We start from the raw sequence: 12978 nt of genomic DNA on the forward strand, positions 1-12978 counted from the left end.
ATGCAACTAATAGTGTGCGAGTTTTCGATAAATTATAAAATAAGGGTGTTGGTTGGTATTTAATATCAAATAGCATCGTTTTCAAGTAGTGTTTACGAAATGAAGTCGTAAATATTGAACAAAATTAAAATTAAAACAAATAGTATAAAATTTTGAAGCAATCAATACTAATAACTGGTGGTGCTGGATTTATAGGTTCTAACTTATGCGAATACTTCTTAACAAAAGGTTATAAAGTTACTTGCTTAGACAATTTTTCTACAGGTCATCTACATAATATTACACCATTTTTAAACAACCCAAATTTCAAATTAATTGAAGGTGACATTCGGAATATAATTGATTGTCAAGAGGCAGTTTCTGGAGCTACTTTTATATTACATCAAGCAGCATTAGGATCTGTTCCAAGATCTATAAATGATCCTATTACAACAAATGATGTTAATGTTTCTGGTTTTTTAAATATGCTAGTTGCGGCTAGAGATGCAAAAGTAAAACGTTTTGTTTATGCAGCCAGTTCATCAACTTACGGTGACTCAGAAGAACTTCCAAAAAGAGAAGATATCATAGGAAAACCACTTTCGCCTTATGCAATAACTAAATATGTAAACGAACTTTATGCTGATATCTTTAGTAAAACCTATGGTATAGAAACCATTGGGTTGCGCTACTTCAACGTTTTTGGTAGAAGACAAGATCCAAACGGTGCATACGCTGCAGTGATTCCATTGTTTGTTAAAAAATTAATGAAACTTGAAAGTCCAATCATTAATGGTGATGGCAATAATTCAAGAGATTTTACCTATATCAATAACGTAATTCAAATGAATGAATTGGCCATGTTAACAAATAATAAAGAAGCCATTAATACTGTATACAATACCGCATTTGGAGATCGAACAACTTTAAATGATTTAATGACATCACTTAAAAAGTACTTGTCAGAATTTGACCCACAAATTAGTACTATAGAAACTATTTACGGACCAAACCGCTCGGGTGATATTCCTCATTCTTTAGCCAGTATAGAAAAAGCTAGAAAATTATTACATTACAACCCACAGTTTTCAATGCAACAGGGTTTGCAGGAGGCAGTTGCTTGGTATTGGAATAACTTAGAAAAATAAATCACATGATTAAAACGATTTGCTGTATTGGCGCAGGATATGTTGGTGGACCAACAATGGCTATTATTGCTCAAAAATGTCCACATATAAAAGTTACTGTTGTTGACTTAAATGAAAAAAGAATTGCACAATGGAACGATCCAAATGTTGAAAACATACCTATTTACGAACCAGGATTAAGTACTATAGTTGCAGAGGCAAGAGGAAGAAATCTATTTTTTTCAACTGAAGTAGACAAGGCTATTGATGAAGCAGAAATGATTTTTATTTCTGTAAACACACCAACAAAAACCTACGGAGTTGGAAAAGGAATGGCAGCTGATTTAAAATTTATTGAACTTTGTGCTAGACAAATTGCAAGAGTTTCCAAAACAGATAAAATTGTAGTTGAAAAATCAACTTTACCAGTTCGAACGGCAAGTGCTATTAAAAGCATATTAGACCATACAGGCAATGGTGTTCAATTCCAAATTTTATCTAATCCTGAGTTTTTGGCTGAAGGTACAGCTGTTGAGGATTTATTAGCTCCAGATAGAGTTTTGATTGGAGGAGATTCAACTCTGGAGGGACAAAAAGCAATTCAACAATTAGTTGATATTTACACCAATTGGGTTTCAAGTGAGCATATTTTAACTACGAATGTTTGGTCCTCAGAATTATCTAAATTAACGGCAAATGCTTTTTTAGCTCAAAGAGTTTCTTCTATTAACGCCTTGTCAGAATTGTGTGAAAAAACAGGAGCAGATGTTAATGAAGTTGCAAAGGCGATTGGCATGGATACTCGTATAGGTGCGAAATTTTTGAAATCTTCCGTTGGATTTGGAGGGTCTTGTTTTCAAAAAGACATTTTAAACTTGGTTTATATAGCAAAATCGTATGGATTGAATGAAGTTGCCGATTATTGGGAACAAGTTATCATAATGAATGACCATCAAAAAAGAAGATTTGCAAAAAACATTATCAAAACGCTCTACAATACAGTATCAGAAAAAAAAATTACGTTTTTAGGCTGGGCATTTAAAAAAGATACAAATGATACAAGAGAATCAGCCGCCATTTATGTAGCTGATGATTTGTTAGCCGAACAAGCAAATGTAGTTGTTTTTGATCCAAAAGTAAATGAAAATCAAATATATCATGATTTGAATTATTTAGAAAGTCGCTCTGAAACTGAGAACTCCAATAGATTGAAAATTGTAACTGACCCATATCTTGCTTGTAAAGACGCACATGCTATAGCTATATTAACAGAATGGGATGAATTTAAAACATACGATTGGCAAAAAATATACAATCAAATGCAAAAACCAGCTTTTGTGTTTGACGGTAGAAATTTATTAAATAAAAAAGAATTAGAAGAAATTGGCTTTGTATATCAAGCTATAGGGTCATAACTTGAAATAAATATGAGTAATAAAATAGCAGTTATTGGATTAGGTTATGTTGGATTACCATTAGCAAGATTATTTGCTACCAAATTTCCTGTAGTAGGGTTTGATATTAATCAAAAAAGAATTGATGAATTAAATTCGGGAAAAGACAACACATTAGAGATAGAAGAGGATATTTTACAAAAAGTATTAGTAAAATCACCATCAGATTCTAAGGGTCTCTATTGTTCAGCTTATTTGGAAGATATTAAGAATTGTAATTATTATATAGTTACAGTGCCCACACCTGTTGATAAAAACAATAGACCCGATTTAACACCTTTGTTTAAGTCAAGTGAAACTGTTGGAAAGGTTCTTAAAAAAGGGGATATTGTAATTTATGAATCTACAGTGTATCCTGGAGTTACCGAAGAAGAGTGTGTGCCTGTTTTAGAGCGAATAAGCGGTCTGAAATTTAATGTTGACTTTTTCGCAGGGTATTCACCTGAGCGAATTAATCCAGGAGATAAAGAGCATACCGTTGAAAAAATATTAAAAGTTACTTCAGGATCTACTCCAGAAATAGGTGTAAAAGTTGATGAGCTGTACAAATCTGTAATAACAGCTGGAACACATTTGGCACCAACTATTAAAGTTGCCGAAGCAGCCAAAGTGATAGAAAACTCGCAGAGAGACATCAACATTGCTTTTGTTAATGAACTAGCTAAAATCTTTAATTTGTTAGGTATTAATACGCAAGATGTATTAGAAGCGGCAGCAACAAAATGGAACTTTTTGCCTTTTAAGCCAGGATTAGTAGGTGGACATTGTATTGGTGTGGATCCTTACTATCTAGCACAAAAGGCACAAGAAGCAGGTTATCATCCCGAAATTATATTAGCTGGTAGAAGATTAAATGATAGTATGGGTGAATATGTTGCTTCTCAAGTGGTGAAGCTAATGATAAAAAAAGGAATCACGGTAAATGGCGCTCAACTTTTATTATTAGGAATTACTTTTAAAGAAAATTGTCCTGATGTTCGTAATACTAAAATTGTAGATGTTATAGCAGCCCTTGAAGAATACGGAATCAACGTCACCATTTATGATCCTTGGGCAAATCCAACTGAAGTTATGCACGAGTATCAACTTACTTGTCATTCAGAACTTATTTTGGAAACTAAATATGATTCCATCGTACTTGGTGTTGCTCATAAAGAATTCATAGAGATGGATATAAATTCGTTAATGAATAAAAATGCAGTTGTTTATGATGTAAAAGGTATTTTAAAAAATAGTGATGCAAAATTGTAATTACTAAAGCAAAATTATAAAAAAAAACATAAAAGATTATGCTTTTTAATTCGATTGACTTTGCAATTTTTTTACCAATAGTTTTTTTTCTGTATTGGTTTGTAACTAATAAAAACCTAAAATTACAGAATTTTTTAATTGTTGCTGCAAGTTATTTATTTTATGGATGGTGGGATTGGAGATTTTTAGCACTTATCTTATTTAGTACTATAGTAGATTATGCTGTAGGAAGAGGACTTTCAAAAGCGTTAAATATTTCTAAACGAAAAATTCTACTTTGGACAAGCATTTCAATTAATCTTGGTTTTTTGGGTTTCTTTAAGTATTATAATTTTTTCTTAGATAACTTTATTACTGCTTTTTCATTTTTTGGAACAGAAATAAAAGCAAGTTCATTAAATGTGATTTTACCTGTTGGTATCAGTTTTTATACTTTTCAAACCTTGAGTTATTCAATAGATGTTTATAGACGTAAACTAGAACCGACAAAAGATTTTATTGCTTTTTCAGCTTTTGTAAGTTTTTTTCCTCAATTAGTTGCTGGTCCCATAGAGAGAGCTACACATTTACTTCCTCAGTTTTATAAGAAAAGAACTTTTGATTATTCAAAAGCTGTTGATGGATTGCGTCAAATTCTTTGGGGTTTATTTAAGAAAATTTTAGTTGCAGATAATTGTGCAGAATTTGCTAATTTAATATTTAATAATTCGGACGAATATTCTGGAAGTACACTTGTTTTAGGGGCATTATTTTTTACATTTCAAATTTATGGTGATTTTTCAGGGTATTCTGATATAGCAATTGGTACATCAAGATTGTTTGGGTTTGACCTAATGCAAAATTTCAATTTCCCATACTTTTCAAGAGATATTGCTGAGTTTTGGAGGCGATGGCATATTTCTTTGTCAACATGGTTTAGAGATTATCTTTATTTTCCTTTAGGCGGAAGTAGGGAAGGTACTTTAAAAAAAATACGAAATACGTTTCTCATTTTTATTGTCAGTGGATTTTGGCATGGAGCAAATTGGACTTTCATCATATGGGGAGCTTTAAATGCATTATATTTTTTACCTCTTTTATTAACAAATAGTAATCGTGATAATCTAGATATTGTTTCTAAAGGCAGATTAGTTCCAACTTTGCAAGAAGTTTTTAAAATGCTATTTACATTTAGTTTAACTGTTTTTGCTTGGATATTTTTTAGGGCAGATAATGTAGCTCATGCACTAAACTATGTTTCAAAAATATTTTCTAAAGAATTGTTTTTAAAACCAGAAATTTTCCCAACAAAAATAATAATCATAATAGCAATATTTATTTTTATAGAATGGCTAGGAAGAGAAAATGAATATGCAATGGCTAAAATAGGTCATAGATGGAAACGTTTTTATAGACTAGCTCTTTATTATGCAATTATCATATCTATATTTTTTCTTAAAGGAAATGAGCAGAAATTTATTTATTTTGATTTTTAATTATGATGAAAACCTTTGTTTTAAAAACCTCTAAATTTTTAATAATTTTATTAGTAATGTTATCCCCAATTTATATGTTTCTCTTATATACTGGAGAAAATTTTTATAACATTGATAAAATAATTAAATCTGACAATAAATACTTTATTGGGTACTCACATAATGAAGAAAATTATAGTTATCTCAAATGGAAAACTATTACATCCAAAGAAAAATTTAAGATATGGACTTTAGGTAGTTCGCGAGTTTTACAATTTAGAGAGAATATGTTTACAGATTCTTTTTACAATGCAGGATATACTGTTACTTCAATAGGAGATTATTTGGAGTTTATGAAATCTATACCAAAAGAGAAATATCCTGATGTATTGTTGTTGGGCATTGATCAATGGATGTTTAATAAAAATTATGATGATCTAAAATATACAAGAGATACTACATATTGGAAAAGTAGTTTTTTATTTTTCCCAAAAAGTAATATTTACACTCCTTTATTTTCTAATCTTTTATCAGGAAAATATAATTCATTAATAACCCAGTTCAATGCTAAAAATGAAGATATAAAAAAAATTGGTTTAAATGCTTTAGTGAATAATACTGGTTTTAGGAATGACGGAAGTATGTACTATGGAGCTCAAATTGAAAATTTATTAAACAATAGTATTTCCACAAAAGATTTTGAATATAAAGAAACGTTTAAAAGAATTAAACAAGGGAATAGAAAATTTCAATATGGAGATGTTGTAAATAGTCAAGCAATTAGTAAACTTGAAAAATTATTAAAATTTTGTGATGAAAATCATATTTCAGTTGTAGGTTTTCTTCCTCCATTTGCAGAAAAAGTAAATCTTAAAATGAAGGAAACAAAAAGATATAATTATATTGAAAAAATTTATCCTGAAATAAATCCTTTGTTCAAGAAATATAATTTTGAATTATATGATTTAACAAGTCCTATTAAATTTAACTCCGAAGATGATGAGACAATCGATGGATTTCATGGTGGTGAACTCACTTATTTAAAAGCACTAATAGATATTACTTATAAGAATTCAATTATTAAGAATCATGTAAATATTATAAAATTAGAAAATGATATTTTGAATAAGCAAAATAGATATTTAATATATAAAAATTAAGTCAATTTATTTAAAGATTACTCAAAAATCAATAGGTTTCAAAATCTTATGTTAGTAGTCATCCAAAACAATCCAGATAAAAGTTAGAGTTATTTATGATGAATATAGTATTCATAAAAATAAATTATAGTCTTTAATTGTTAATAATTTTTTTAAGGTCAACTAAGTACATCTTAAATTCAATCTACCTAATTGGAGATGAAATAATCAAGAAATATTCCATTATATACTATTAAATATGAATAATCTAGGTTTTATTATACAAGCTAGAATTGGTTCTACGAGATTGCCTCAAAAAATGATACTTCCTTTTTATAATGATTTATCTGTAATTGAAATTTTAATAAATAAAATACAAGATAGTTTTCAAAACATTCCAATCATACTAGCTACATCAGTAAACTCGGAAAATGATATTTTAGAAAATATTGGATTACAAAAAGGTTGTAAGGTGTTTAGAGGTGATGAAAAAGATGTTTTAAGTCGTTTTTGTAATGCTGCTAAAGAAAATAAGATTGACCAAATAATTAGAATATGTGCAGATAATCCTTTTTTAGATATAAAAGAGTTAAAGCGTTTAGTTGATTTTTCAAATGGTAATAATGCCGATTATATTAGTTTTAAAGTTGACGGAGTACCAAGTATAAAAACACACTTTGGCTTTTGGGCAGAATATACAACACTTGAGGCTTTAGAAAAAATAAAGATTAATACCAGCAGTCATTTTTACCACGAGCATGTAACGAATTATATCTACGAAAACCCTTCGAAGTTTAAGATAAAGTTTATTTCTCCAAATGTAAAAATTAACAATCAAAACGATATAAGAATGACACTAGATACTAAAAAGGACTTTATGCTTTTAAGTGAAATTTTTGCTGCTTTATATTCCAGATTTAAATTAAGTTTTGGTATTGATGAGATTATAGATTTCTTAAAAGACAATACTAAATACCAAGAAGAAATGCTTCTTGAAATTACTAAAAACATTAAATAGTTTAAAAAAATTATGAAGAATAAAATACAAAATGAAACCTACATCATTGGAGAAATTGGACAAAATCACAATGGATCTGTTGATATTGCAAAATTGATTGTTGAACTTGTATCAAGACCTATTTTTGAAGACAATTTTAATTTAAGTTTAAAGCCAATGAATGCTGTTAAGCTTACTAAAAGAGATTTAAAAGAAGAACTTACAGATACACAAATGAATCGCTTATATGATTCTCCACATTCGTTTGGAAAAACTTATGGTGAGCATAGAGCTTTTTTGGAATTGTCTGATGAAGAGCATTTTGAAGTTTATAAATATGCTAAAAGTAGAGGATTAGAGTTTGTAGAAACTTTATGTTCTCTTGGATGTCTTTCATTACTGAAATTATTTGAACCAGATTGTTTAAAAGTGGCGAGTAGAGATTTAACTAATTTACCACTTTTAGCTGCAATGGCAGAAACTAAAATCCCAATAATTCTCTCAACGGGTATGGCAGGAAATAAAGAACTAGATGATGCATTAGAAACTATTTCACACTACCATTCAAACATTTCTATTTTACATTGTGTTTCTCAATATCCCACACATCCGGAAAGTTTAAATTTAAAAACCATTACCTACCTTCAAAAAAATTATCCTGATTACATTATTGGTTTTTCAGACCACACCATTGGAATATCTGCACCTGTTGTAGCAGTAGGTATGGGTGCTAAAATTATTGAAAAACACATTACCATCGATCGAAATATGAAAGGAACGGACCAAGCCGGATCTTTAGGTCCGGAAGGTGTTTTTAGGATGGTAAGAGATATTCGAGTTGCTGAAAAATGGGAGGGAACCGAAGCTTTATTTATTGAAAAAGAAGTACTTTCTGCGAAAGTTAAATTAGAACGCTCTATTGCAACCAAACGAGAGCTTGCTGTAGGAGAAATAATAACGGAAGAAGACTTACACTTATTGAGTCCTGGCGATGGTTATAAATGGTCACAACGCCATGAAATAATTGGAAAGGCAGTAGCGCAAAACATCCCTAAAAATGAATTAATTTATCCTAATTTAATTCAGTTTTAATTTGTATTTAAATACTTCTTATTCGCTAGAATTGAAAAAAATAAATACTCTCTAAACACAACAATTATATTTAAAGGTTTAATTTTTTATTAGATACAAAATAACCTAAAATATAACCTTATAATAGAAATTTCCAAGAAAAATATAATATGCTACCAAAATTAATTATTACTGATATTGATGGGGTTTGGACAGATGGGAGTATGTATTACGACCAGACTGGAAATGAATGGAAAAAATTCCATACCTATGATAGTGCAGGAGTTCTTTTTGCGCACCTTCAAAACATACCAGTTGCAATTATAACAGGGGAAAATACAGAAATTGTTTCTCGACGTGCTGCTAAAGTTAAAATTGATTATTTATTTCAGGGAGTAAAAAATAAGACACAAATAGTCGAAACTTTAATTGAAAGTTTAGGAATCTCTTTTGAGGATTGTGCATTTATTGGAGATGACATCAATGATGTTGGTTTATTATCAAAAGTAGGCTTTAGTGCTTGTCCAAGTAACGCTCCCGATTATATCAAACAAAAAGTTAATTATATAACAATTAAGTCTGGTGGACAAGGTGCTTTTAGAGAATTTGTAGAATATATTTTAAGCACAAATAGCATTTTGGACTTGGTCGTAGAAAAAGCAATTCATAATCAGGAAAAGTCTAATTAGCATTTTAATATTTGATTGAGAAAAATGAAATCCTTCCTACATTTCAAAAAAAGTCTAATGAATAATTCTATGCAACTACTTAAAACAAAAACTTATTAATGAACTTAATAAAACAACTCCTCACTAATTATTTTGAAAACCTAGCTTATTTTTATAAACAACTGCGATATCGTTTGTTTATGATGATAATATTAGGCATTTTAGTTGGTGTTCTAGACGGTTTTGGATTGGCGATGTTTATGCCGTTGCTGGAGATGGTAAATGATGCCCAACAAGCAAATGGATCTTCTCTAGGAAATCTTAGCTTTTTAATTGTTGGAATGGAACGTATAGGACTTTCTTTAAATCTAACATCGGTATTAGTTTTAATGGTCTTTTTCTTTGTATTTAAAGGTGTTATTAAATTCATTTCAAGCCTATACAATGCTACTTTACGCAAGTTTTTCATCAATAAATTGCGAAATCATTTACTTTCATCTTTCAATCAAATTAAATTTAAATATTTTGTAACTTCTGATGTTGGACGTATTCAAAACACCATGTCTGTTGAAATTGAAAGAGCTTCAGCTGCTTTTTATAATTATGCCAATACATTACAACAAGCCATAATGGTGTTGGTTTATGTTAGTTTTGCCTTTTTTGTAGACATTCGCTTTGCCTTTCTTGTGACTATTGGAGGTGTTTTATCAAATTTTTTATATAAGTCTATTTATAAAAAAACTAAAGGAGCATCAAAAGATTTTTCTCGCGATTCTCATTCATACCAAGGGCAAATTATTCAATATGTTAGTAATTATAAATATTTAAAAGCAACTGCTCTAATTGATGTTTATTCTAATCGACTTCGTAAAAGTATTAATTCAATTGAACGTAGTCGTTTTAAAATCGGTAAATTAAGTGCTATTTTAGAATCGGCTCGCGAGCCTATGTTAATTGTTATTGTTGCAAGTGTCATTTTAATTCAGACGCACTTATTAAATGCTTCCTTAGGTCCAATACTAGTCAGTTTATTATTTTTCTATAGAGCTTTATCTTCTTTAATGAATTTACAAAATTCATACAATCGTTTTTTAGAATTATCGGGTTCATTGGATAATTTAGTTGATTTTCAAAATGAGATAAATAATCAGAAAGAACAAAATGGCAATCATGTGATAGACCAATTAAATAAAATACTAGAGCTGAAAGAGGTTTTTTTAGCATATGATAAAGTAGACATTCTTAAAAATATTAATCTAAAAATTTTTAAAAATGAAACGGTTGCTTTTGTTGGTGAAAGTGGTTCTGGTAAAACAACATTAGTAAATATTTTAGCTGGTCTTATTCCTGCCGATAGAGGAACTTTATATATAGATGGCATTGATTGCAAAACTATTGATGTTAAGTCTTATCAAAAAAAAATCGGATACATAACACAAGACCCAGTTATCTTTAATGATTCTATTTTTAATAATGTTACACTTTGGGCAGAACCAACTGCATCTAACAAAAGTCGTTTTAGAGAAGCGTTACAAAAGGCCGCAATTGTTGATTTTGTAGACCAATCGCCACTAGGAGCCGAAACTATTTTAGGAAATGATGGTGTCAACCTAAGTGGTGGTCAAAAACAACGTATTTCTATTGCAAGAGAATTATATAAAAATATCGAAATTCTCATTATGGATGAAGCGACTTCTGCTTTAGACAGTGAAACAGAAAAAGCAATTCAACAAAGTATTGATGCACTTAAAGGACAATACACCATTTTTATGGTAGCCCATCGTTTATCAACCATTCGTAATGCTGATAAAATTGTTGTAATGAAAAAAGGGGAAATTCAACAAATCGGTTTATATCAAGAACTTTTAAAAACTTCTCCTTCCTTTATGAAAATGATTGAGTTGCAAGAATTATAAATAACTATTAGTATGACTTTAAAACTATCATTTTGATATCAACCTTAGTAAAAATAATTACAAAAAAACAAATTATTTTATATGATAAACATAGGCAAACACTGCCCATTGTTAAAAATAATTTTAATAAACAAAAATTCTTTTTTTTTGATATTGGTTTAATATGGAAATATATTCCATTTAAAACTAGTAATAAATCAAAACATAGAGTTATGTATCTTATTTTAAATCTTATTCAACCCAAATATATTTTGAGTATGAATTGGATTACTATAAGAGAAAGCCTATATAAAGTTTGGACAGCTAGACATTTAAATAGTGCTTTTGTGGTAGTACAACACGGGGCTTATGTTGGAGGAGTAGTTACAGACCTACCTCACAAATACACCAAATGTGATATTTTTTTGACTTGGGGAACTTTTTTTAAAAATGATTTTATTAAAAATAATTCACAAAAGAAAGTGGAAATTGTAAGTTTTGGAAATCCAATTTATAATGAATTTAATCGGGATAATTTTAATTATAAAACCACCCAAACTAATAAAATTTTACTGTTACCAACTGCCTTAGATTCGGAAAACTTAGTTCATTTTAATCTGTTATTAGATAAATTAAAAGAACTCAATTTTCAAGTTTATCTGAAAGAGCACGCCAAACAAGGTTTAGAAAAGAATAAAAATGGTAGTATTAAATATCCAAGTATTGAAGGCATAGAAAAAATAAAAGAGCGACTCTATCCTTTATTAAAGAATAATGATTTTGACTTTATAATATCTGATCATTCTTCCTCATTATTAGATGCTATATTCTTCAAAAATAATGTCATCTATTTTGATCCAAACAATGAAAAAAAAGGTTACAAAACAAATTATTCAAATTATCTACCCAATTTGTATAGGAAAGATTTTACTGAGTTGAATAAAAAATCTTTTTATCAAATAGTTGACATTGAAGCTCAGGAAGCATTATTTAATAATATGTTGGTTTTAGGTAACAATCAGTTGAATCTTAAATAATTCAAAGTAGTAAAATGATAAAAATTATAATAAAAAAAATAATCATATTAAGAAATTATTTGATTTATAAGAAGTTTCATTTCTTTTCTAAAATCAATGATAGTAAATTACGAACAAATCCTGAAGCTGATTTCGTAGTATCAATAGCCAGTTATCCGGAGCGAAGTCATTTACTGCCTGCTGTTTTTGAAGCATTAAATAATCAAACGACTGTTCCTAAAAAATGGATTTTAGTTCTATCAATTGAAGAATGGCCAGAAGGGAAACTTCCTTTTTATTTAGAAAAATTAGTAAAAAGAGGAGTTGAAATTATTTGGGTTCAAAATAATACGTATGCAGTTAAAAAATTAGTTCCAACCCTGTTAAAATATCCAGATTATGGGGTGATTACTTTTGATGATGAACTTATTTACGGAAAATGTATGATAGAAAAATTGATTAATTGTTCTCGAAAACATCCAAATGCTATAATTGGACACGTTGGCAAACAACTAATACAAATAAATGGTGAATTAAAAATGTTTTACAGAACAAAAGTAGGAGCTAATTTTAAAACACCAAGTGAGCAAGTTTATTTTTTAGGAGGTGCTGGTACATTGTATCCTGCAAATTCTTTAGATTCGAAAATTAGTGATATGGAAGCCATACATAGAATTGTTCCTGGTAGGGGTTCTGATATATGGTTTTGGGCTGCTGCAGTTGCAAAAGGTACAGAACAGATTTGTCTTGGTACTAAGCAAGATGTAAACTTATATTTTGCAGTTCCAAGTACCAAGACCACAAAACCAAAAGATACTCCTGGTGGAGAAATAATGGAGCAACGTTTCCAAATGGCAATTGATTTTTTTAAAATTCGTGAGAAATTGTTAGCGAATTTACCAAACTATTAATAGTTATTATAAATTT

Annotated in this window: 11 protein-coding genes; all 11 read left to right on the top strand. The window is 29.3% G+C overall.

Features of this window, described 5'->3' with window-relative positions; translation table 11 throughout:
- Positions 1-152: 152 nt before the first annotated feature.
- The 11 genes from ACTF56_RS10090 to ACTF56_RS10140 all read left to right on the top strand — a co-directional run bounded on the left by ACTF56_RS10090 (position 153) and on the right by ACTF56_RS10140 (position 12962).
- Positions 153-1127, top strand: a complete 975-nt coding sequence (locus ACTF56_RS10090) for an SDR family oxidoreductase (RefSeq protein WP_438966781.1) — start codon at positions 153-155, stop codon at positions 1125-1127.
- Positions 1128-1132: 5 nt separating this feature from the next.
- Positions 1133-2521: a UDP-glucose 6-dehydrogenase gene (locus tag ACTF56_RS10095; RefSeq protein ID WP_438966782.1), complete on the top strand. Its 1389-nt coding sequence runs from the start codon at positions 1133-1135 to the stop codon at positions 2519-2521.
- 12 nt (positions 2522-2533) lie between these two features.
- The gene (locus tag ACTF56_RS10100) at positions 2534-3811 is read left to right on the top strand and encodes a nucleotide sugar dehydrogenase (RefSeq protein ID WP_438966783.1); all 1278 of its coding nucleotides are present in this window, start codon (positions 2534-2536) and stop codon (positions 3809-3811) included.
- A gap of 38 nt (positions 3812-3849) precedes the next feature.
- Positions 3850-5286, top strand: coding sequence for an MBOAT family O-acyltransferase (locus ACTF56_RS10105; RefSeq protein WP_438966784.1), 1437 nt, complete (start codon positions 3850-3852; stop codon positions 5284-5286).
- A 2-nt stretch (positions 5287-5288) separates the two neighbouring features.
- Positions 5289-6425: a hypothetical protein gene (locus tag ACTF56_RS10110; RefSeq protein ID WP_438966785.1), complete on the top strand. Its 1137-nt coding sequence runs from the start codon at positions 5289-5291 to the stop codon at positions 6423-6425.
- Between the two features lie 238 nt (positions 6426-6663).
- Positions 6664-7422: a cytidylyltransferase domain-containing protein gene (locus ACTF56_RS10115; RefSeq protein WP_438966786.1), complete on the top strand. Its 759-nt coding sequence runs from the start codon at positions 6664-6666 to the stop codon at positions 7420-7422.
- 12 nt (positions 7423-7434) lie between these two features.
- Positions 7435-8493, top strand: coding sequence for an N-acetylneuraminate synthase family protein (locus tag ACTF56_RS10120; RefSeq protein ID WP_438966787.1), 1059 nt, complete (start codon positions 7435-7437; stop codon positions 8491-8493).
- Between the two features lie 149 nt (positions 8494-8642).
- Positions 8643-9161: a KdsC family phosphatase gene (locus ACTF56_RS10125; protein WP_438966788.1), complete on the top strand. Its 519-nt coding sequence runs from the start codon at positions 8643-8645 to the stop codon at positions 9159-9161.
- Positions 9162-9259: 98 nt separating this feature from the next.
- Complete coding sequence (locus tag ACTF56_RS10130) at positions 9260-11056, top strand: ABC transporter ATP-binding protein (RefSeq protein ID WP_438966789.1); 1797 nt, start codon at positions 9260-9262, stop codon at positions 11054-11056.
- Positions 11057-11268: 212 nt separating this feature from the next.
- Positions 11269-12072, top strand: a complete 804-nt coding sequence (locus tag ACTF56_RS10135; protein WP_438966790.1) for a hypothetical protein — start codon at positions 11269-11271, stop codon at positions 12070-12072.
- A gap of 14 nt (positions 12073-12086) precedes the next feature.
- Positions 12087-12962, top strand: coding sequence for a glycosyltransferase (locus tag ACTF56_RS10140; protein ID WP_438966791.1), 876 nt, complete (start codon positions 12087-12089; stop codon positions 12960-12962).
- Positions 12963-12978 lie beyond the last annotated feature (16 nt).

Source organism: Flavobacterium sp. (genome assembly GCF_965657075.1).
GTDB lineage: Bacteria > Bacteroidota > Bacteroidia > Flavobacteriales > Flavobacteriaceae > Flavobacterium.

Coding starts and splice junctions, on each gene's coding strand:
- ACTF56_RS10140 (WP_438966791.1), top strand. CDS start 12,087: ATGATAAAAATTATAATAAAAAAAATAATCATATTAAGAAATTATTTG.
- ACTF56_RS10120 (WP_438966787.1), top strand. CDS start 7,435: ATGAAGAATAAAATACAAAATGAAACCTACATCATTGGAGAAATTGGA.
- ACTF56_RS10125 (WP_438966788.1), top strand. CDS start 8,643: ATGCTACCAAAATTAATTATTACTGATATTGATGGGGTTTGGACAGAT.
- ACTF56_RS10100 (WP_438966783.1), top strand. CDS start 2,534: ATGAGTAATAAAATAGCAGTTATTGGATTAGGTTATGTTGGATTACCA.
- ACTF56_RS10095 (WP_438966782.1), top strand. CDS start 1,133: ATGATTAAAACGATTTGCTGTATTGGCGCAGGATATGTTGGTGGACCA.
- ACTF56_RS10135 (WP_438966790.1), top strand. CDS start 11,269: ATGTATCTTATTTTAAATCTTATTCAACCCAAATATATTTTGAGTATG.
- ACTF56_RS10130 (WP_438966789.1), top strand. CDS start 9,260: ATGAACTTAATAAAACAACTCCTCACTAATTATTTTGAAAACCTAGCT.
- ACTF56_RS10105 (WP_438966784.1), top strand. CDS start 3,850: ATGCTTTTTAATTCGATTGACTTTGCAATTTTTTTACCAATAGTTTTT.
- ACTF56_RS10110 (WP_438966785.1), top strand. CDS start 5,289: ATGATGAAAACCTTTGTTTTAAAAACCTCTAAATTTTTAATAATTTTA.
- ACTF56_RS10115 (WP_438966786.1), top strand. CDS start 6,664: ATGAATAATCTAGGTTTTATTATACAAGCTAGAATTGGTTCTACGAGA.